The organism is Zhongshania sp. (genome assembly GCF_029212375.1).
GTDB lineage: Bacteria > Pseudomonadota > Gammaproteobacteria > Pseudomonadales > Spongiibacteraceae > Spongiibacter.
The window spans coordinates 428,836-448,933 of record NZ_JARGNU010000002.1; the positions used below are offsets into that span (position 1 = coordinate 428,836).

A 20,098-nucleotide genomic window follows, 5' to 3' on the forward strand; every position below is an offset into this window, starting at 1 on the left:
GGCTTTTTGTTATCTAGCAGATAAGTTTTTGGCTGCGATGCTGCAGTGCGCCGGCGTTATTTTAGTGGAGTAGCTAAATAAAGTGCGGATGGTGTCTGCCCGCAATGGCATTTGCAGCATTTCGCCTTTTTGCCACAGCGGCCATTGGTCAAGAAAACAAGCAGAGCCTGGGTCGCCGTCTTGGCCTCCTAGCAGCACAAACCAATTGGCGTCGATATCGCTCATGTCGCAAAGGTGGCGGGCATTGGAGCTCATTCGCACATAATGTTTGCCCTTGGCGAAGCCATGGGCAGACTTCATGATGGTTTCGTTGGCGCCAGCAATGGGCTCGTCGGCGAAGCGCCAGCGCCGTCCAAATAAGGGCAAGGCCGCCAGTGGGTGGGCCAATTTTAGGCGGTGAATATTTCCCCAGCGCTCATATTTTGCGGTGTCGGCTGCTGCTTTGCTAAAGGCTTGGTCGATGGCTGCGCGGAGCTTACTTTCTGGCTGCTTAGCTAGCTCGGCGCGGAGTAGTCCGCGGGGATCCCAGTTGGCGGTAAATACCGCGAGTGCGTCTTCGCCGTGCAGGGCAATAGCAAAGTGATAGAGGCTGAGTTCAAAAAACAAGGCGCCTTGGCTGTCAATGTCGTAAACCCCGTCCCACGCTAGCAAGGGCTTGAGCTTATCGTTGTTAGGGTTTGACACCAGCGCAAGCATAGCATCGCGCAGTGGTAGCGCCGTTGGGCTACTTACATCTTGCGAGATATTCCATAGGGCGCTGGCCGGTGCGTCGCCGCCGAGTATTTGACGCAGGCGCCGGATGCGGTCATCGGGTGAATAGAAATTGCTGATTAAATAAGGGCTTTCTTCGCTGGGGCGGTTATTTGCTGAAGCGACAAATCCCTCAGCGGGGTTGTAGCTACGGGGTAACTCTGCGCTCGTGATTTTAGTTTGCCAAAAACGAAGCTCGCTGCGGGCTAGGATCATGTCTTTGGCTGGCTTGGCGGGGCGCGCAGGTAAGTGGGCCGCCATGACTTGGCCAATATTGCCGCTGGTGTCGGCGTACAGCATATTTTGACCAGCCACCGCAAAACTCTCTAGGGCGCCGCGAAACTCAGTAAAGTTGTTTGCTCTGGCGGCGCCGAGCAGGGCGCTTATTTCGTCGCTGGGGTCGTGGCCAACCCAGCGCATCGCGAAACGCGGTTTTGACTTGGTGGAATTCGGCGATGATTTTTTACCGCCAAACATAGGGGCGTCAGACAGAATTGGCCCCCAGTCGCACTCGTTAATTGTTAGTTTCTGGTCGCGGCCCCAGCGCACTTTGATATGCTCTTGGCGCTGGCGAATTGCAGTTTTGGGAAGATCGCTAATATCAAATAAATCACTCGAGGTCGCGTGCATAGACGTGCCTCCCCATGCGATGTCTGGGCTGCGGCCAACCATTATGGCGGGCATGCCCGGCAGCATAAAACCGGCGACTTTCATGGTGGGGCAGTGCACACCAGCCATTAGCCATAAATTGGGCAGTGTGATGGGTAAGTGTGGATCCCCAGCTAATATTGCCGCGCCGTTGTCGCTAAGCTGGGGGTTAATTGCCATTGAGTTTGAACCGCCGGGCTTGCCAAAGTGGTCGCTGAGCCAGTCGATAGTGTGGCCGCTGGTTTTGCGGTGATGGCCTGGAATGGGTGGTCCGCCGTTTTGCTGCATTAGATTTTGCCAAATCGTCGACCAGTCGCTGCGCTCACGCAGTGGCAGTAAGTTGGTCCACACTTTCCAAGTGAAGTCGGCGCAACTTAAGCGGCTCAGGCTCAATACGTCGGATACGTTCCAGCGCTCAGCCTGCACGCCGAGAATAGCGAGTTCTTCGGGTTGGCGCCGTTTATCTTGGTTGACGTGGTCAATGACATGATTAATGCCCGCCACAAAGCCCTCTAGCCAGTTCAAGGTGCTTGCCGGCAATGCGGCGAGGTTGGCTGGGGTGCTGCGGCCAAAATCCAATATGCGCAAGGTGTGGTCGATGTTGATTGCCGCTGGCCCCAAAAACTCCGCCATTCGCCCTTGACTAATTTGGCGTAAAAAGGTGATTTGGCTGAGGCGAAGGTGGGCGTGAATCATGCCTAGCCCTGTCGCTGCATCGCGCTCAGAATCTGCAAAAATATACGGCACCATTTGTGCGTTCCAGCGTATTTCTATTTTGGCAGCCAGTGGTGCGTTTGCTAAGGGCAGTTTGGCGAGGCGTTGCGCTAGCGTGCTTGGGCGTCTTCGAGTAAATAAATGACCGCTACTTACTTGGGCGAGCAGGGCGAAAATGCCTGGAATGTGGCTTGCTTTCATGGCGCTCCTGATGGGGTGTTTGCTCTCGTTGATGTGACATAGTAATCTGGTTTAGCAATATGTGAGCCATCATAACAATGTATATTTTAAGCCTATTTTTAATATCTTGAATTGTGATTGGTTTGGCTAAATTTAAGTTGTTATGTGAAATAGTGGTGCGCGTTGGGCAGGGCAAAAAGCCGCTGGTGTTATTGCTGTACGTTGAACCGCGCGGGCAGTTGAAAAAACTGAGTGGCGAGGTGTCGCTGTGCAGCGGGCTGGGGTGTAACATAGGGCCATCATTCACTATTTATTTAAAGGATAGCGGTATTCATGCGTCGAACTAAGATTGTGGCCACAGTCGGACCCGCTTGTGACTCTCGGGAAATACTCGCCGAGATGATTAGCGCTGGGGTGAATGTATTTCGATTGAATTTTTCCCATGGCAGCGCAGATGAACACCGTGCACGGGCGTTATTGATTCGTGAATTGGCAGCCGAGGCCAAATGTTTTGTCGGCTTGTTGGGCGATTTACAAGGCCCCAAAATTCGCTTGCGTAAATTAGCGGTTGATCCAATTGTATTGAAAAAAGGCACTGAGCTGATACTTGATACCGAATTGGCCGACGGCGAAGGCAGCGATCATCATTTGGGTGTCGATTACGAGCCCTTGGCGCGCTCGGTAAGTGCTGGCGACACCTTGTTACTGGATGACGGTCGTTTGCGCTTAATGGTTGATCGGGTTGTTGGCGAAAAGGTCTACTGCCGCTCGGAAAGTGCTGGTAATTTGCATTCGCGCAAAGGTATTAATCGCCTTGGCGGCGGATTGTCGGCGCCAGCCTTAACCGAAAAAGATCTTGAAGATATTAAATTGGCTGCCGATATTGGTCTCGATTTTATTGCCGTGTCATTTCCCAGCAGCGCCGCCGATATTATTGATGCCCGCGAGAAGCTAGAAGCGGCGGGTTGTTTTGCTCATATCATCGGCAAGATTGAGCGCGCAGAGGCGGTGGCAAATGACGAACACCTTGATGAGCTAATTCGTGCTTGCGATGGCGTGATGGTGGCGCGGGGCGATTTAGGCGTCGAGATCGGTGATGCCAGCCTCATCGGCTTGCAAAAGCACATTATTAAACGTTCCCGCGTATTGAATCGGCCGGTTATTACCGCAACTCAGATGATGGAGTCGATGATCAGCTGCCCAGTGCCAACCCGCGCCGAGGTGTTTGATGTTGCCAATGCGGTATTGGACGGAACCGACGCGGTGATGTTGTCGGCGGAAACCGCGTCGGGGATGTACCCTGTTGAAACAGTAAAAGCCATGGCGCGCAATTGCGAAGGCGCTGAGCAGTATCCTTCCGCCAGAAAATCCAGTTATCGTCTTGAGCGAAAATTTGATTCAGTGGAAGAAACCTTGGCGATGAGCGCCGTTTATGCAGCGAATCATCAGGTAGGTGTGAAGGCGATTGTGTCGATGACTGAGACTGGTCGTACCGTATTGCTAATGTCGCGTCTGACTTCTGGCATTCCAATTTTTGCTTTCAGTCGAAACCCGACTACTTGTAATCGGGTGAGTTTATATCGCGGCGTGTATGCGGTATCGAGCCCAGCTAATGGCATTGAAATTAGCGGTTGTGTTGAAAAAATTCAATCGAAAGGGCATGTGGTCGCCGGTGATTTGATCTTAGGTACCACTGGTGATGAGGTGGGCGTTGACGGTCACACCAATACACTCAAAATAGTGCGGGTAAGTTAAGCCGCTAAGCCCTAGCCAGTAGCGAGGGCTGCGCGCTTGCTTGCCGCGAGGATTTAACTCGTTCGGCGCTAATAGCTTGCGCGCTAATGAGTAAGGTGCTTTATTTGAGGTAGTCTTCTTTTCCTGATAAGTAAATTATTATACCTTTTTGGATAAATTTTTGATTTGTGTTCTCACTGACGAGGTACATGTTATGCGCACTCCAAGAAAAATTCTCGATGAGTATATTTTTAATTTAGAAGGTATGAGTGAGAGTATAAAAGCGCGGATTATGGTCGATATTAGTGCTAAGCCTCATCCAATTGGGGCGTATTCATGGGATATTAGCCACTTTTTTAAAGATTGCGATGCCCGACATAGAGCGAGCACCCTTGAAGAGGCGCAGGAGAATCTGCGGCTGTATACGCTTAGTTTAATGGCGGATAAGGTTTTTGCTAAAAACCTTTGTTATTAAAAAATTTAATCTAGCGCTAACACTAAATTGGTAGGCAGGAGTGTGTTGGTGATCTAAACCCTTTACATGGTGGCGCTTGATCTCGGGCGCGGCTACTTGTGCCTTTGGCCAAAATTTGGTCGCGGTAAAGGTGCATTTCCCCAAGCCAATCGTAGTTTAGTCAAATACGTGTGAGCGACTATCGTACCGCTGCAAGCGCGGTGGGTACTTCAAATCCCCAAGGACAGTGCGCAAGCTTGCGGGGTGAGTTTGACTCAAGTAACGTATTTAATAATAAGGTGCTGAGACTTGTCCACGCAGCGCTCACATCGCCACTGAATTCATCCCCTAAGGCCATTTCTAGCGTTTCTAATAATGCCTGATTTATGTGCCCGAGTTGTTCGGCGCTAATACCTTGTGCGATATAGCGGCGACCGAGGCTGCTAACCACCACTTTTAAACCGTCTATATTATAAAGCGAGCGTACTGCAGTGCCTAACATGGCATTGAGTTTGCGGCCTTTGTAGTCTGATTGACTGTTGAAATGGTGTTTCAAGTCGGGCGATAGTTGAAATAGTCGCAGATAAAAGACTCTAGCGAAGGGGCGGCTAATCGCGGTCACTGTTAAAAAAGTGTGCTGAATAATACTAATCTGTTTTGGGGTCATGGCTAGCGCCTCAAGGTCGCGTATTGATGCCAAAAAAATGCGTTATACGGTGATAAATATACTTAGTATCACTGGCATGGTTTTAATCTAGCGGATTTTATGGGGTTTGATTATTAGAGCTATCCGAGGGCGATATAGCTAGTTACCGCAATGTGGTATGCGGTGTTTTGCTTAAGACGGTTGTTTATTTTGGTGCTGGGCATAGCGGTGGCTGGTGCAGTTATGGCTTGTGGATGTGGCAAACTTAGCCGACACTGAAGAAGCGGTTATGACCAACAATATAAGGATAAAAGTCATGGAAAACCCCAAACCCGTCATTGCGATTTTAGGTGGAACCGGCGGACTTGGTACAGGCTTGGCGCGGCGCTGGGCGGCGGCTGGTTACCAAATTATTATAGGTTCGCGCACGCAAGACAATGCCGAGTCTGCGGCAGGTGAATTGCGCGGCCTTATGCAGGCGCGCGGCATTGGTTTGGTGCCGGTTTTAGCGATGGATAACATCGCGGCGGCCAGTGCCGGCGATTTAGTGGTACTTACGGTTCCTTTTGCGCATCACACCAGTACCCTGCTAAGCGTTAAAGACGCGCTGCAAGGCAAAATTTTAATCGACGTAACGGTGCCCTTAATCCCCCCTAAAGTTGCCCGAGTGCAATTGCCAGCAGAAGGCTCTGCTGGGCAGATTGCACAAAATATATTGGGCGACGGAGTTAGGGTGGTGTCAGCTTTTCAAAATGTGGCGGCAGTGCATTTGCAAGAGGGGCAGGTCGTGGACAGTGATGTACTTGTTTGTGGCGACAATAAAGAAGCGCGCGCCCAGGTCATTGAGTTGGTCGAGGCCACGGGATTGCGAGGCCTGCATGCGGGGAGTATTGCCAATGCGGCGGCAGTAGAGGCAATGACGTCGTTACTGATTTTTATAAATAAGCAGTACAAATGCCATGCGGGGATCAAGGTTACCGGGATGGAGCACTCATGAGCACAGCGCATAAGGCCATGACGTTGTATGCGGTGCCGAGTATTCCGATGATTGAGCCGGGGGATGATCTGGCGCAGATACTGGTAACGGCCTTGGATGCTGCGGGTTTGTCGTTGCAAGACGGTGATTTGCTGGTGCTGGCGCAAAAAATAGTGTCAAAGGCAGAGGGGCGCTATGCCTACTTAAATGCGGTGGAGCCTGGGCCGGAGGCGATTGCCTTGGCGGCAAGCTGCGTCAAAGACCCTCGCCATATGCAGGTTTTATTGGGAGAGTCGCGGGCAGTGTTGCGCCAGCGGCCCGGCGTGGTCATTGTTGAACACAAATTGGGTTATGTGCATGCTAATGCTGGTATTGACCGTTCAAACATTGAAAGCGACCCTGAGAATCCGCGATTATTACTTCTTCCGGAAAACCCCGATGCCAGCGCTCAGGCCTTGCGTGATGCCTTGTATGTAAAAACGGGGATACAGACTAATATTATTATTAATGACAGTGCTGGCCGAGCGTGGCGCAATGGCACGGTAGGTTTTGCTATTGCCACGGCGGGTTTTGACGCCGTGGAAAATAGAATTGGGGAGCGCGACCTATTTGGTCGTGCACTTGAAATAAGCGAGGTAGCCGTGGCGGATGAATTGGCGGCAGCCGCCTCATTTATGATGGGGCAGGGTGACGAGGCGATACCGCTGGTGTTAATTCGGGGCGCAAATTTGCGCCCCTCTACGGCGGGTTCTACTTCATTAATTCGCGATCGCGAGAAGGATATGTTTCGCTAATGTACACATCGTTAACCACTGAGTCGGCCTATACCGGACGCGTACTCGCCCTGACGGGTGGGGTCGGCGGCGCTAAGTTGGCGAGGGGGCTTGCCGGTGTATTGTCGGGCGCTCAACTGACAATCGCCGCGAATACGGCTGATGATTTTGACTACTGGGGACTGCGAATTTGCCCAGACCTCGATTCGGTTATGTACGCACTGGCCGACCTAAACGATGAGGAGCGCGGCTGGGGCTTAAAGGACGAAAGCTGGCGGACCCGCATAGCGATGCGCCGCTTGGGTGGTGAAGAGTGGTTTCAAATTGGCGATCAGGATGTGGCCACGCATATTCTGCGCACACAATTATTGGCTAAAGGCGATAGCTTGGCCTCGGTAACCGAAAAACTGTGCTGTGGTTTGGGTATTCCACATACTCTGTTGCCCATGACGGAAGATAGGGTGGCGACCAAAGTCATAACCGATCAGGGGCGTTTAGAATTTCAAGAGTATTTTGTTCGCGATAAGTGCGAACCTGAAGTTCGGGAATTACTGTTTGATGGGATTGAATCTGCGCAACTGCACCCGAAGTTAGCTGCGCTGCTGGCAGGCGATACCCTGAGCGCGATTATTATTTGCCCCTCTAATCCCTTTGTAAGCGTTGACCCCATTTTAGCCCTGCACGGCTGTCGTGAATTATTGAAAGCCGCGAAGGCGCCGGTGATTGCCGTGTCGCCAATTATTGCTGGGCGCGCAGTGAAAGGGCCAGCAGCAAAAATGATGCGCGAGCTGGCGATGCCCGCTACTGCTGCAGCGGTAGCCGCTTATTACGGCGATGTTATTGATGCCTATGTATTAGATGAATTAGACGCGAGCTATGCCGACGAGGTGGCGGCAATGGGGCTGGATACCTGTGTAAGTCAAACGATGATGAGTGATGTTGCGAGTAAAACTCAGCTGGCCGAGACAATATTAGACTTCGCCAGCCGCATTAATAAGTAAAGCCTTTGACGCATTTATCATAACAATAAGCATCCATTAGAAGCGTAGCGACATTATGTGGGCACTACTGCCATTAAAAATTTTTGTACAGGCCAAACAACGATTGGCGGGCAGTATAACGGCGTCTGAGCGCTGGGCTTTGTTTCATGCAATGGTAGAGGATGTGATTGAGGTTCTTGCCTCGTATCCCCGATTTGAGCAAGTGGTGCTGGTTTCAGACGACCCTGCGGCACATTCATTGGCAGAGCACTATGGCGTTGTGTGCTGGCCTGAGCGCGATTTTGGGGAGCAGGGGTTGAACGCGGTGGTTGGCGCAGCACTGGCAAATATACATCGCATTGCGCCACACCGTAATGTCATGGTCGTACACGGTGATTTGCCTTTGCTTAGCCATAGTGAGTTAGACACCGTCCTTAACGCTCACACCGAGCTGTTGAATGAGGGCGCGCCGGGATTCAGTATAGTGACGGACTACTATCGGCGCGGGAGTAATATTTTGGTTTGTCATCCTGCGCGGATGCCAGTGCTAGCTTATGGTCAAGACAGTTGTGAACAGCACGCTCGGCAAGCGCAGCGCCTCGGCATAGCCACCCAAATTTTACATTTGCCAGGTATTGCCCAAGACATCGATACCCGCAGTGACCTGTTGCGTTTGCTGGCGATGCCAACGAGCAGCGCTGGGCGGCATACCCTCAAATTCTTACACGCAAGCGGCATCGCTCAACGCTTAAGCTTGACGGGTGATGAGGTAAATATAAAGGCCAATACCAAAGGATTATTGATGCCTATCACCTCAGCTATGTCGGGTTGGAATACGCTATGACGGCCAATATACAGACGATATTAGCTAGCTTTCAAAAAGAGGAATCGAGTAGCTTTGGGTTGCCGTGGGAGTTGAGTCACATTGCCGATTTGGGTTTACATTCGGAAGATGCCATAAATTTGGCCGAACTGGACGAAACGCCGGCTTTGATGCGGGTGGCTGCTCAGCTCCGCGATCGCGGGTTTAATAACGGCGTAAGTTATTCGCGAAAAGTGTTTATTCCACTGACTCATTTGTGTCGTGACGTTTGTCATTATTGCACCTTTGCGAAAACCCCCAAAAAAATAGAACAGGCTTTTTTGTCGCCAGAGCACGTGCTAGCGCAGGTTAAAGTCGCTGAAAGCATGGGCTGCAAAGAGGCCCTGTTTACCCTGGGAGAAAAGCCTGAATTGCGTTATCGCGCTGCCCGCGAGGCCCTGCAGGCAATGGGTTTTGCAACGACATTAGAATACCTCGCTCATGTTGCCGGCCGAGTATTAGCCGAAACCAATGTGCTTCCCCATATTAACGCCGGTTGCATGAATGATGCGGAGTTCGCGATGTTGCGCCCAGTGTCGGCATCAATGGGGATAATGCTGGAGTCGGCATCGAGTCGTTTATGCGCTAAGGGTATGCCTCACTACGGCTCACCTGACAAAGACCCTGAGCTGCGTTTGGCAACGATTGAGCGGGCGGGGCGCGCAGCCGTGCCCTTTACCTCGGGAATTTTAATTGGTATCGGTGAAACGCGTCTTGAACGCGTAGAGTCACTGCTGGCATTGCGTGCGCTGCATCGGCGCTATGGCCATTTACAAGAAGTGATTATTCAAAATTTTCGCGCCAAGCCAGAAACTAAAATGGCAAAGGCACCAGAGCCAGATTTGAATGAGCTACTGTGGACAATCGCGGTGGCGCGGCTGATTTTTGGCGCCCAGATGAGTATTCAAGCGCCGCCTAACCTCAGCCCCGGCGTTTTGCCGCAGTTGATCGCGGCGGGCTTGAACGACTGGGGCGGGGTGTCGCCTTTAACACCAGACTTTGTAAACCCCGAGGCGCCGTGGCCGCATCTTGAAACTTTGGCGACAGAAACCGCGGCCGCAGGCAAGCACCTGCATGAGCGCCTAACTATTTATCCGCGCTATGTGCGGGATTACTCCCGCTGGTTAGATATCGCGCTGCACAGCAAAGTATTGCAGTACTGCGATGGTCAAGGCCTGCCTAAGGAAGATGGCTGGGTGGCGGGGCAGGATTTTGAAGCGCCTACGGCGGAGATCGAACTTATAAACGGTAAGGCGAATAATCGCGATTTTGCTGCGCCAGTGTCGGCGGATATCCAAGGCATTATCGTTGCGGCGATGCGAGCACAGGCCCTGAGTGAAAGTGATATTGCTCGTTTGTTCTCTGCGCGAGGCGCAGATTTTACGGCGGTTTGCCAAGCGGCTAATCGCCTTCGCGCGCAGCGCTGTGGCGACCGCGTGAGCTATGTTGTTACCCGCAATATCAATTACACCAATGTGTGCTATTTCAAATGCCAGTTTTGCGCGTTTTCTAAGGGTAAACTCAGCGAAAATCTGCGTGGTCGGCCCTATGATTTGTCCGGCGACGAAATCGCTCGTCGCGCCAAGGAGGCGTGGCAGCGGGGTGCGACAGAGGTGTGTATGCAGGGCGGTATTCACCCTGAATACACCGGCCAAACCTACCTCGATATTCTTGCTACCTTGCGCGCAGAAACACCAAACATGCATATCCATGCCTTTTCTCCTTTGGAGGTTTGGCAGGGCGCTCAAACCCTTGGTCTCAATCTGGAAACCTATTTACGCCAGCTAAAGGACGCAGGTTTACACTCCCTGCCTGGCACCGCAGCCGAAATCCTCGACGACGACGTAAGAGCAGTTTTGTGCCCCGACAAAATCAATACCGTGCAGTGGCTAGAGGTGATGGCAAGCGCCCATAAAGTTGGGCTGCGCTCGACGGCGACCATTATGTATGGTCATGTCGACGGCTATATATCGTGGGCGCGCCATCTTTTGCGCGTGCGGAATTTACAAGAACAAACTGGGGGTTTTACTGAGTTTGTGCCATTGCCCTTTGTACCCGCAGAGGCGCCGATCTACCTAAAGGGCAAAGCGCGACGGGGACCGAGCTTTCGCGAAGCTATTTTAATGCATGCGGTGGCCAGACTCGTGTTCAACGGCCTCATCGACAATATTCAAGCCTCGTGGGTGAAAATGGGTGAGCAGGGGGTTGCCGCTTTATTGAATGCTGGTGTGAATGATTTGGGTGGCACCTTAATGAATGAAACCATTACCCGCGCTGCGGGGGCTGTGCATGGTCAAGAAACCGCGCCGGAATTGATGGAGGCTAGGATATATCGCGCTGGCCGTCAGCCATTTCAACGCAATACCTTGTATGGCCCTGCTGATCCGGAGCAGTGTTTGCGATCCCGTAATGCGCTGCCACTTGCTGAGCTAATAAATACGCCAGCTGATAAGTATGAGCGCAGTAAACACCGCAATGATGATGTGTTGGCGATCGGCTGAACAAAAATTAGCGTGTGTAACGAAAGAGAGCGGCGTTCGCGGCGCTTATGCCCGAGTTTTTACCAGTATAAGCGTTGAAGAAATAAACCCCAGTCTATTTGGCTAGGGTTTACTTATTGATTTATGCTGGCTCAGGATTAGCTTGGCATAAAGAAAAAGCAGACTTTGTTGCCGTCTTTATCAAAAAAGTACGCGCCGTAAAATACGCCTTCTATACGCCAGCCTGGCTCGCCGTCGCTGGTCGCGCCCATTGAAATTGCTTTAGCATAGAGTTTGTCTACTGCTTCAGTTGAGCCAGGTGCGAGCGCAACCATATTGCCGTTACCCGCAGAGGGGGCTTCTTCGTTATAGGGCACGCAAACACTTAGCATTGGCTCGCCGGGGCGGCCAATCATCGCGATGCGATCCATATCAAAAATCAGTTGCACGTTCATATCTGCCAATAGTTCAAGATAAAAGGCTTTGGCGGCGGCTAAATCCTTAACGCCTAAGGTTACATATCCGATCATTTTTAGAATCCTTTATTGGTTTAGGTGTTGATGTCTTTATGTTGAATAAGAACATTGTATTTAATTTGGTGTCACGCAAGCCATAGCTATTTGCTAATGCGTCTTTCAATAGTACGTTCTATCATCGCGCTAATGATAGAATTTTTACCTTCGGCCTGCCTAGGCATTTACTCGTGGTTGAGGATATTTGGCACAGCCACCAGTCGCGCGCCTTAGTAATTGGCCGCAGCGGTTTGTTACTGCCAGCCACAGAGCCAACGATTGGCGTCCTTCAGCTCTCGCCACTGCAGTGTGAAGCTGCGTTTGCTCATTACTGCTTCGAGCTCGCAGTGGTAGAGGGTCTGATATTCATCGAACTTGGCTTCAGTGACAATAAAATGCTTTTCTTTGTCTACGGGACTAACGGCGGTCCATTTACTATTGAGGAGTTTTTTGGGGTTAACGGTGTTCATAATGATGGCCTAAGCGGTTTGGATATTTATATGCTTACGCAGTAATGGGCCATATAGATGCGCGGCCGCGGCTTGGAAAAGGTGCATAATGCCCTGATAATGGCGCTTCTTTGATCCGCAATAATGCACTTCTAACCGGAATCTCATGTCCTTAATCTCTCCTCTTGTACCGATTATTTTGCCGGTAATACTCTGCGCGGCCATTGGCGTGTTTTGGGTGCGCTTTAAACAGCCCTTCGACCATGAATTTGTGCGGCGCATTGTGCTGTGGATTAGCGCGCCGGCGCTGATCGTGGGAACCTTGGGCAAAACGGTGATATCTGCGGAGCTCCTGCAGCACGTTTTGCTCGCCAGCATGTGTATGCTGGCCTTTACCGCGGTATTTGCCGCTGCGGCTTGTGTGTTATTGCGTTTGAGCTTGCGCGATTTTTTGATACCGCTGGTATTTGGCAATTTTGGCAATATGGGCTTGCCCCTCTGTTTGTTTGCCTTTGGTCAGGAAGGGTTGGCGATTGGGCTGGGGGTATTCCTCGTTACCACCATCTCACACTTTTCCTTTGGGGTTGCGGTACTCAGCGGTAAAGCCATGATTAAGGGCGTGCTCAGCTCGCCGGTAATTTATGCTGGGGTGTTTGCCTGTCTATTGATTTTTAATCATTGGCATTTGCCTTTGCCGTTACAAAATACCTTGGAATTACTAGGCGGTATTTCGATACCGCTAATGTTGATTACCCTTGGGGTTTCCTTAAGCAGTCTGCGCTTGCAGGGAGTGGGTAAATCGCTAGGGCTGGGTTGCCTGCGCCTATTGGTCGGCTTGGGCGGCGGCGTGGCGACGGTATACGTTCTAGATTTGGAGGGCATGGTGCGCAATGTGGTTTTATTGCAATCGGCAACGCCTGCGGCGGTGTTTAATTATTTGTTGGCTATGCAGTACCGGCGGGAGCCGGACACCGTGGCGGGGATGGTGGTTAGCTCCACCTTAATCAGCTTTATTAGCATCCCCGTACTACTCTATTTTCTTGGTGTGCGCTAAAAAGAAGGTTTAGCGGACAATGATCTTCTTTTTGGCGCGGGCAATTTCGCCTTCTAGGCGTTCGTAGATTGCCTTAACGTCAATATCGGCGCCAACCGCGGCGCGGCTAGAGATTTGCGTAACGGGGAATATGGCCTCGTCTTTCATCGGCACGTCTAAAGCTCGGCTGCGGCCGACGCGGTCAATATAGATGACCCACTTTAAATTGTGCTCCTTGCGTAGATGGTCGCCAATAACAATGCCCATGGCCTGCAATAGTGCAGTTTGATCACCTTTAACCAGTTTGCGATCGAGCAGAGTTTGCATCAGTCTCAGGTCGCTGTCGCGGCCTTCGCCGAAGCTGCGGCCCAATTCAATTCGGGCAAGGTCATTGAGCTCCTTGCGGCTATTGTCCATGTAACGTTCGTCCATGGGCGTGATCGGGTCGGTGCGCCAAGGGTCGGCGATACTCATTGGCGCCAAAATAAACAGAAATACTATCGCTAGGAAACGCATTGGCTTTTCTCCTGTCTTACATGGGCAAAACGCGGTGCATTATAGGTGTTAACGTCGTTAAGACCTATGTTGTTGACCATGTTTGCATGGATTCGTTCGAGATTCCGCTAGCTTACAGTGATTTGTCCCTTGAGCTGCGTGGCACAGGCCAGTACCATTGGCGGCTTGCACCATTTTTGGAGATACAGGCATGATTTCGGGTAGCATTGTCGCCCTAGTAACACCGATGCACAGCGATGGCAGTATAGACTGGCAGGCTTTGTCGCGCTTGATAGACTGGCATGTTGAACAGGGTACTGACGGTATTGTGGCGGTGGGCACCACCGGCGAGTCAGCAACTCTGGGCATGGACGAGCACAAGATGGTGATTAAAGCCTGTGTCGACCAAGTGGCTGGCCGTGTCAAGGTGATCGCCGGTACGGGTGCAAACTCTACGTCTGAGGCTATCGAACTCACCGAAGTTGCCCGCGAAGTGGGCGCCGACGCCTGTTTATTGGTGACGCCGTACTATAACAAGCCCACCCAAGAGGGCTTGTATCAGCACTATATGGCAATTGCCAACGCGGTGGCGATACCTCAAATTTTGTACAATGTGCCGGGCCGTACCGCCTGCGACATGCTTAATTCGACCACTATCCGCTTAGCCGAACACCCCAATATTATTGCTATCAAAGATGCCACAGGCGATTTAGCGCGGGGCAAAGAGCTGATAGACGCCGTTGGCGATAAATTAGATGTATTGTCTGGTGATGACGCAACCGCGGCAGAATTGATGCTGCTGGGTGGCAAGGGCAATATTTCGGTTACCGCCAATATTGCGCCGGCGGCGGTGAAGGCCGTTTGCGTGGCGGCCATGGCGGGTGATAAAGCGGCCACCGACTTGGCTGACGCGCCACTGAGAATTTTGCACGAGCGCTTGTTTGTGGAATCAAACCCCATTCCAGTGAAGTGGGCTTTGCATGCCATGGGCATGATGGAAGACGGTATTCGTTTGCCCTTGACCGTGCTCAGCGACGCAGCCAAACCACAAGTGACCGAAGCCCTACAAAAAGCGGGATTAATCGACTAAATGAGCAATAATATGCACAGCACCGTGTTTAGAATAATGACCGTGAGTTTGGGGCTGGCAGTATTGTCTGGCTGTATGTCTGACGGCGCGTTTCGCGATCGCGGTGATGATTACCGCAAAGCTAAGTTAAGCGCGCCCTTAGAATTGCCGCCGGGTGTAAGTTCAGCGACCTTGGATGACAAGTACGTGGTGCCTGGCCTGCAGACCCACACCGTGTTGCCAGGCAAATTTGAATTAAAAAGGCCAGAGCCCCTTGCTAAAAATGTGGGTACTGCCGAAGTTAAAATTCAAACCTTAGATGGTAAAAGCTGGATATTACTGGACGGTGATCCAAACCAAGTATGGCCGCGGATGCGGGTATTTCTTGGTCGTGCGGGCTTAAAAATTGCCCGTGCCGATGGTGCTACGTCGGTTATAGAAACCGAGTGGCGCGACCCCAATGGTGACGGCAGTACGCGGGAGCGCTTTCGTTTTCGCCTCGACCAAGGTGTGCAAAAAGGCACTAGCGAAATTCACCTGCTAACCCAAATTAATGGCGGCGATGATTGGCCTGCACAGTCTGATTCCCTAGACCGCGAAGCGCAGATGGTGCGCGTGGTTGCCCAGTATCTTGCCGACAGCGAGCAAGATGCCTCGGTATCGATGATGGCTCAGCGTTCAGACGGTAAGGGAAAAATTTTTCTTGAAGGCTCTCCCGAAGGTGATGGTCAATATTTAAGGCTGCAATTGCAAGAAGATCGCGCTTGGGCTGCATTGGGGCTGGCGCTGGTTAAGGCGGGTTTTGAAATTGAAGATGACCGCCGCGAAGTAAATAAATACTGGCTGAATTACAGCGACACCGAGGCCGATGAAATGGGCTGGTTCACTCGCTTATTTAGCGCCCGTCGCGCTAATCTGAGCCGTTATGTGGTGGAGCTGCGTCCAGCCGCCAATGGCGAGTCCTTTATTTACCTTAATTACCAGAAAGGCCGCCGCCTGCGCGACACCGAGCGCGAAAACCTGCTTAAGCGCATTATGGGGTATATGTATTAGTGCGTTTTGCATCGCTGGGTAGTGGCAGTAAAGGCAATGCTACCCTGCTCGAAACCGAGCAAAGCTGCATACTGATCGACTGCGGTTTTAGTATTAAAGAAACCGAGCGGCGCATGGCTAGGCTTGGCCGAACGCCGAGTGATTTAACCGCGATTTTGGTTACTCACGAGCACAGCGATCACATCAAAGGGGTGTTGCCGCTGGCGCGTAAATACAAAATGCCGGTGTATTGCAGTTACGGGACGGGGGAGCACGGCCAGCTGCGGCTCTCTCACCACTGGCGGCATTTAGAATTAGGTGCGGCAATCGACATCGGTGGCGTCTCGGTAATGCCGGTGGCGGTTCCCCACGATGCGCGGGAACCCTGCCAGTTTGTGTTCAGTTACCAAAAAAAAACGTTTGGGCTGCTCACGGATTTAGGTAGTATTACGCCCGTCGTCAGGGAGCACTATCGCCGCTGCGATGCGCTGCTACTTGAGTGTAATCACGACGTGACCATGCTCGCCAATGGCCCCTATCCCTATTCGCTCAAACAGCGGGTTGGCGGCGATTGGGGGCATTTGAATAACCAGCAGGCCGCGAGTTTGCTGGAAGATGCCGAAGTTGCTCGGCTTCAACATGTGGTCATTGCCCACCTGAGTGAAAAGAACAACACGCCCGCGCTGGCGAGAATGGCGATAGAACCGATGTTGGTAAACAGTGACGCGCTGCTGTCTGCCGACCAAGAGGCTGGTTTCGACTGGCTAGATATAGCGTGATCTTTTTGTGCTAATGAGGCAAACCATGGAAAAACGCGAAGAGTTGTATTCCGGTAAGGCAAAGTCAGTTTTTAAGACTGACGACCCAGACCGCTATATCCTCAATTTCAGAAATGACACCTCGGCCTTCGACGGTCTGCGGGTAGAGCAGCTGGATCGCAAAGGCATGGTGAACAATAAGTTCAATGCCTTCATTATGAATGCCTTGCAGGCAGCCGGTATTCCAACCCATTTTGAAAAGCTATTGTCTGACAACGATGCGCTGGTTAAAAAATTGGATATGCTGCCCATTGAATGTGTGGTGCGTAATATTGCCGCGGGTTCGATTGTTAAGCGTTTAGGCGTGGAAGAAGGTTTGGAGCTTAATCCGCCCACTTTTGAAATGTTCCTGAAAAATGATGCCCTGCACGACCCGATGATCAATGAATACCATATTCGCTCATTTGGCTGGGCAAACGACGCTCAGCTTGATCGCATGAAGGAATTAACCTTTAAAGTTAACGATGTGCTCCAAAAGATGTTTGCCGACGCGGGTATGCTGCTCGTGGATTACAAACTGGAATTTGGTGTGTTCAGCGACGGCGAAATCCATCTTGGCGATGAATTCTCGCCAGACGGCTGCCGTCTGTGGGACAAAGACACCCGCGAAAAACTCGACAAAGACCGTTTCCGTCAAGGCCTTGGCAATGTAGTTGAGTCTTATGAGTTAGTTGGCCGGCGTTTAGGGATCGACTTCGACGCTTAGATTGCCTTCGGTTTTACTCTTGCCGGACATCATCACACTGCGTTAGCATAGCCGCTCGCTTGTTAACGCAGCACTCACAACCCTCATGAATCTTAACCTACAACATAAACGCCTATCACTGGCGGCACTGCTATTACTGTGCCTCAGTTGGTCGCTATGGCTGCAGGGTAACCATATTCATATTGCAGAACACAGCCCGCTTAGCGAGTGTGTGGTCTGTCATTACAGCAGTGCGGCGGCCACTAGCGACCCCTTTACCCCTTATATTCCCGCGTTTTTACCCAGTCGTCATGAACTGGCGCTACCCAAAGTAATCCGCGCCCGTGTTGTGTTACACCCGCCCGCTCGGGCACCTCCTGTTGCTTTTGTCTAAATCGCGTTTCGCGAAACATCGGCTTACTAAGTAAATCTGCTGCGCCTGTACGCTAGCGCAGTGTGCCCGTGCCTTTATGGCGGGTTCAAGCTCGGTGTTTTCTGTAGAACTACTTTGTAGCGCTATTTGCAGATCAAGGTTGTTTAGCCTTATGCAAGCAGTGCTGCACAACATTAGATACTCAGGAATACACAATGAACTGGAAGATGATAATTTCTGTGGCGGGTGCTTGCGCCCAGCCTTTATGCGTAGTGGCGGCTGAAAAGTCCCACATGGAACATGTCTTGGTTACCACTTCAATCCACAAAAATGAAGCGCAAACAGCATTGCCCTTAACGGTGCTAAGTGGCGAAGAATTGCGTCGCCAAGCGGCAGCGACGATTGGCGAAACCCTTAATCATTCACCAGGATTGAGCAGCGCGAGTTTTGGGCCGGCGGTTGGGCAGCCGGTGATACGCGGGCAGCAGGGACCGCGGGTTCAGGTTTTACAAAATAGTTTACCGAGCTTAGACGTGTCTTCTAATAGCGCCGATCACGCGGTTTCGGTAGAGCCGATATTGGCCGACAGCATAGAAATTCTCCGTGGCCCCGCGACCTTACTTTACGGCGGTGGTGCTATTGGCGGGGTAATTAATGTTTTAGATAGCCGTGTGCCGAGCAAGGCAATTAATGGCGCTTCGGGGGCAGCCGAGCTTCGTCATAGCAGTGTTGACGACGGTCGTAGCGGGGTATTTCGGGTGGATGCGGGTGACGGCAACTGGGCGGTGCATGTTGATTCTTTGTACCGCGATTGGGCAAGCCCCGATATTCCGGGCTTAGCTGTTAATCCGCGCAATATTGCCGATACCGACGAAAGCAGTGATGGCTTTATCGCCAATGCCGACGGTCGCACGCGCCGTACGACCTTGGGCAGTGCCTATCATTTTGAAGCTGGCTACTGGGGGCTGAGTTATAGCGAGCTGGACAATACTTACGGTATTCCTGCCGGTGTGCATCACCATGAGGACGAGGAGCATGGCGCAGAGCCGGAAGAGAGCGAGGCGGGAGTGAGTTTAGCAGTGAGTCAAAAGCGCTGGGATCTTGCTGGTGACCGGCATTTTGATGGTGTTTTTGAATTATTGCGCTGGCGGGTAGCATACAGCGACTACCAGCATCAGGAAATCGAGGCTAATGGTGACGTTGGGACTACGTTTAACAAAGAAGCGTGGGCGGGCCGTTTAGAGTTGGCACACCGGCCTTTTAGCGGCTGGGGGGGCGATTGGCATGGGGTAGTAGGTTTGCAATGGTTGGATGCAGATTTTTCTGCGCTTGGTGAAGAGTCATTTGTACCGGCCAATAATACCCAGCAATTGGGGGTGTTTTGGCTGGAAGATTACCACGCCAGCAACTGGTCAATAGAAGCTGGCGTGCGCGCAGATTTTGATCGTTTATCTGCTAATCACGAAAATATTGCAGATTACGACACCGATAGCGCCAGTGCTTCTTTGGCGGGTTTATACGATTTAAATGATAATTGGACTGCGTCTTTGGCCCTATCTCGTTCGCGCCGAGCGCCAACGGCAGAGGAACGTTTTTCGAATATTGGCAATGCCGCTGGCAGTTACGTTGTGCACGGTGCTACCGGCGCGATTGAAGTTGGCAATGCGCAATTGCTTAGTGAAGAGGCGCAGAATGTCGATTTGAGTCTGCGTGCCGACTATGACGTGATTAGTGGCAAACTCACGGCGTTTTCTAATCATTTTCAGAATTTTATCTATCTGGATAATACCGGCAGCGAACTGGACGGCGTGGATGTTTTGGCCTACCGCCAGCAAGATGCGAGCTTTCAGGGCGTGGAATATGAATTTGAATGGCAGATGTATAACAGTGGCAGTGCGGTCTATAGCCTAAGCGTATTCGGTGATCGAATATCTGGTGAATTGGATAATGGCGATAATGCGCCGCGTTTACCCCCGGCGCGTGACGGTCTAGGTTTACATTGGCAGACGCAGAACTGGCAGGCCGATTTGAGCATGGTTTATGCTCACGCGCAAACCAAACCTGGCGCCAACGACCTTGTAACAGCGAGCTATCAGCGGCTAGATATGACTGTTTCTCGAGTGTTTGAACTAGCCGACGTGCAATACACTGTCATGCTCAAAGGGCGTAATTTGGGTGACGAGGAAATCCGCAGTGCGAGTTCATTTATCCGTGATTACGCGCCGGAGGCAGGTCGTGCTGTAGAACTCGCTTTGCAGATACAGTTTGACGAAAACTAAAAATTATTAATTTATTTTGGGGTAGCGATAGTACTAAGGGCTATCGCTATCCTAATTGGTATTAATACAGAATGCGGCCGATTTACTTTATTTTAAGGAACTGTTCTGGTCAACAAAACCGGACACATTAATTTGCTAATTTCTCATACTGAACCG

The 20,098-nt window shown here is 51.5% G+C and carries 19 protein-coding genes; 14 read left to right on the forward strand and 5 right to left on the reverse strand.

The window, feature by feature from the left end; genetic code table 11:
* Positions 1-9: 9 nt before the first annotated feature.
* On the reverse strand, positions 10-2,313 hold the full coding sequence (locus P1U47_RS03955) for a penicillin acylase family protein (RefSeq protein WP_301027277.1): 2,304 nt from the start codon (positions 2,311-2,313) through the stop codon (positions 10-12).
* A 312-nt stretch (positions 2,314-2,625) separates the two neighbouring features.
* Between P1U47_RS03955 and pyk the strand changes: the two genes are divergently transcribed.
* Together pyk and P1U47_RS03965 are read left to right on the forward strand one after the other, a co-directional pair.
* Positions 2,626-4,047: a pyruvate kinase gene (pyk, locus tag P1U47_RS03960; protein WP_301027278.1), complete on the forward strand. Its 1,422-nt coding sequence runs from the start codon at positions 2,626-2,628 to the stop codon at positions 4,045-4,047.
* Between the two features lie 193 nt (positions 4,048-4,240).
* On the forward strand, positions 4,241-4,501 hold the full coding sequence (locus tag P1U47_RS03965; protein ID WP_301027279.1) for a hypothetical protein: 261 nt from the start codon (positions 4,241-4,243) through the stop codon (positions 4,499-4,501).
* Positions 4,502-4,679: 178 nt separating this feature from the next.
* Here the strand turns inward: P1U47_RS03965 and P1U47_RS03970 are convergent, their stop codons facing one another.
* Positions 4,680-5,147 (reverse strand): globin domain-containing protein, encoded by a 468-nt coding sequence (locus P1U47_RS03970; protein ID WP_301027280.1) that lies wholly within the window; start codon positions 5,145-5,147, stop codon positions 4,680-4,682.
* Positions 5,148-5,382: 235 nt separating this feature from the next.
* Between P1U47_RS03970 and npdG the strand changes: the two genes are divergently transcribed.
* From npdG to cofH, 5 genes are read left to right on the forward strand one after another with little or no spacing between them, the layout of a single operon-like run.
* Entirely contained in the window at positions 5,383-6,123 is a 741-nt protein-coding gene (gene npdG / locus P1U47_RS03975; RefSeq protein WP_301027281.1) for an NADPH-dependent F420 reductase, read from the forward strand.
* On the forward strand, positions 6,120-6,896 hold the full coding sequence (cofE, locus tag P1U47_RS03980; protein ID WP_301027283.1) for a coenzyme F420-0:L-glutamate ligase: 777 nt from the start codon (positions 6,120-6,122) through the stop codon (positions 6,894-6,896). Before npdG ends, cofE begins: the two co-directional genes overlap by 4 nt.
* Positions 6,896-7,876, forward strand: a complete 981-nt coding sequence (cofD, locus tag P1U47_RS03985; RefSeq protein WP_301027284.1) for a 2-phospho-L-lactate transferase — start codon at positions 6,896-6,898, stop codon at positions 7,874-7,876. Before cofE ends, cofD begins: the two co-directional genes overlap by 1 nt.
* A 55-nt stretch (positions 7,877-7,931) precedes the next feature.
* Entirely contained in the window at positions 7,932-8,699 is a 768-nt protein-coding gene (gene cofC / locus P1U47_RS03990) for a 2-phospho-L-lactate guanylyltransferase (protein ID WP_301027286.1), read from the forward strand.
* A complete protein-coding gene (cofH, locus tag P1U47_RS03995; RefSeq protein WP_301027287.1) occupies positions 8,696-11,218 on the forward strand; it encodes a 5-amino-6-(D-ribitylamino)uracil--L-tyrosine 4-hydroxyphenyl transferase CofH in 2,523 nt (840 codons plus the stop codon). The genes cofC and cofH overlap by 4 nt, the downstream gene beginning before the upstream one ends.
* Before the next feature lie 137 nt (positions 11,219-11,355).
* On the opposite strand, the gene P1U47_RS04000 is transcribed toward cofH, so the two are convergent.
* Both P1U47_RS04000 and P1U47_RS04005 read right to left on the reverse strand, forming a co-directional pair.
* Entirely contained in the window at positions 11,356-11,727 is a 372-nt protein-coding gene (locus P1U47_RS04000) for a VOC family protein (RefSeq protein WP_301027288.1), read from the reverse strand.
* A gap of 236 nt (positions 11,728-11,963) precedes the next feature.
* Positions 11,964-12,179, reverse strand: coding sequence for a TIGR02450 family Trp-rich protein (locus tag P1U47_RS04005; protein WP_301027289.1), 216 nt, complete (start codon positions 12,177-12,179; stop codon positions 11,964-11,966).
* A 145-nt stretch (positions 12,180-12,324) separates the two neighbouring features.
* On the opposite strand from P1U47_RS04005, the gene P1U47_RS04010 reads away from it, so the two are divergent.
* On the forward strand, positions 12,325-13,212 hold the full coding sequence (locus P1U47_RS04010) for an AEC family transporter (RefSeq protein WP_301027290.1): 888 nt from the start codon (positions 12,325-12,327) through the stop codon (positions 13,210-13,212).
* A gap of 9 nt (positions 13,213-13,221) precedes the next feature.
* Here P1U47_RS04010 and P1U47_RS04015 read toward each other — a convergent pair whose 3' ends face one another.
* A complete protein-coding gene (locus P1U47_RS04015) occupies positions 13,222-13,707 on the reverse strand; it encodes a DUF3806 domain-containing protein (RefSeq protein WP_301027291.1) in 486 nt (161 codons plus the stop codon).
* A gap of 190 nt (positions 13,708-13,897) precedes the next feature.
* Here P1U47_RS04015 and dapA point away from each other — a divergent pair, with 190 nt between their 5' ends.
* From dapA to P1U47_RS04045, 6 genes are all read left to right on the forward strand, one after another.
* Positions 13,898-14,776: a 4-hydroxy-tetrahydrodipicolinate synthase gene (gene dapA / locus P1U47_RS04020; RefSeq protein WP_301027292.1), complete on the forward strand. Its 879-nt coding sequence runs from the start codon at positions 13,898-13,900 to the stop codon at positions 14,774-14,776.
* A complete protein-coding gene (bamC, locus tag P1U47_RS04025) occupies positions 14,777-15,808 on the forward strand; it encodes an outer membrane protein assembly factor BamC (protein ID WP_301027293.1) in 1,032 nt (343 codons plus the stop codon).
* Positions 15,808-16,566, forward strand: coding sequence for an MBL fold metallo-hydrolase (locus P1U47_RS04030; RefSeq protein ID WP_301027294.1), 759 nt, complete (start codon positions 15,808-15,810; stop codon positions 16,564-16,566). The genes bamC and P1U47_RS04030 overlap by 1 nt, the downstream gene beginning before the upstream one ends.
* A gap of 25 nt (positions 16,567-16,591) precedes the next feature.
* Positions 16,592-17,311, forward strand: a complete 720-nt coding sequence (gene purC / locus P1U47_RS04035) for a phosphoribosylaminoimidazolesuccinocarboxamide synthase (protein WP_184460861.1) — start codon at positions 16,592-16,594, stop codon at positions 17,309-17,311.
* A gap of 85 nt (positions 17,312-17,396) precedes the next feature.
* A complete protein-coding gene (locus tag P1U47_RS04040; RefSeq protein WP_301027295.1) occupies positions 17,397-17,684 on the forward strand; it encodes a hypothetical protein in 288 nt (95 codons plus the stop codon).
* Between the two features lie 194 nt (positions 17,685-17,878).
* Positions 17,879-19,942: a TonB-dependent receptor gene (locus tag P1U47_RS04045; protein ID WP_301027296.1), complete on the forward strand. Its 2,064-nt coding sequence runs from the start codon at positions 17,879-17,881 to the stop codon at positions 19,940-19,942.
* Positions 19,943-20,098 lie beyond the last annotated feature (156 nt).